Source organism: Micromonospora craterilacus, from assembly GCF_003236315.1.
In the GTDB taxonomy this organism is placed as follows: Bacteria; Actinomycetota; Actinomycetes; order Mycobacteriales; family Micromonosporaceae; genus Micromonospora; species Micromonospora craterilacus.
Genome location: NZ_POTY01000537.1, coordinates 1 through 668, shown reverse-complemented (window position 1 = coordinate 668; position 668 = coordinate 1). Strand labels below are relative to the sequence as shown.

Sequence of the window (668 nt, the reverse complement as noted above, 5' to 3'; positions counted from 1 at the left end):
GGCTCCGGCTCGGGGGTGGGCGGCGTCGGCGGCTTGGCCGGCTCGGGTGGCTGGGCGGGCTCCGGCGGCTCCGGGTCGACCGGTGCCGACCGGTAGACACCGGACGCCTTGCCCCCGCTGCCGGCGGCCTGGGCCTCGCCCATGCTCACCCGGCTCATTCCGGGCACCCGGACACTGGCCCGCACCAGCTTCGGTGCCCCGGACTCCCGCTGTCCGGGTACCCCAGCCACGCCCGCCAACCCGGCGGCGCCGCTCGTGCCCGCCGGGGCGGTGCTGCCCGTGCCCGCCGGGGCGGTGGTGCCGCTCGTGCCCGCGAGCCCGGCGGTGCTGCTCGTGCCCGCTGACCCGGTCGTGCCTGCCGGGCCGGTGGTGCCGCTGGTGCCAGCCGGGGGACGGGCCGTGCCCGCCGCGCCGAGCTGAGCCGCGATCGGCGGAGTGCCGCGTTCCGGCCCGGGCCCAGTCGGGATCGCCGATGCCGTGGCCCGGTACGTGGTGCCGGTGGACCCGGCCGCGCCGGGCTGGGGCGTGGCCACCCGGGCGACACCCGCCCATCCTCGGGCCGGGGTCGCCGGCCGCTCGGCAACGATCGGCGCGGACGGCGGCGCGTTGCCGCCGGTGCCGGTGGAGGTCGGCGAAGGGGCAGTGCCGGCGGTGGGATTGGGCTCGGG

2 protein-coding genes are annotated in these 668 nt (G+C 80.5%); both read left to right on the top strand.

What is annotated here, in order from left to right:
- The first annotated feature begins 141 nt into the window (after positions 1–141).
- Positions 142–420: a hypothetical protein gene (locus tag C1I95_RS36840; RefSeq protein ID WP_111220275.1), complete on the top strand. Its 279-nt coding sequence runs from the start codon at positions 142–144 to the stop codon at positions 418–420.
- A gap of 57 nt (positions 421–477) precedes the next feature.
- On the top strand, positions 478–668 hold a 191-nt coding region (locus C1I95_RS36835), incomplete at its 3' end, for a hypothetical protein (RefSeq protein WP_233514082.1).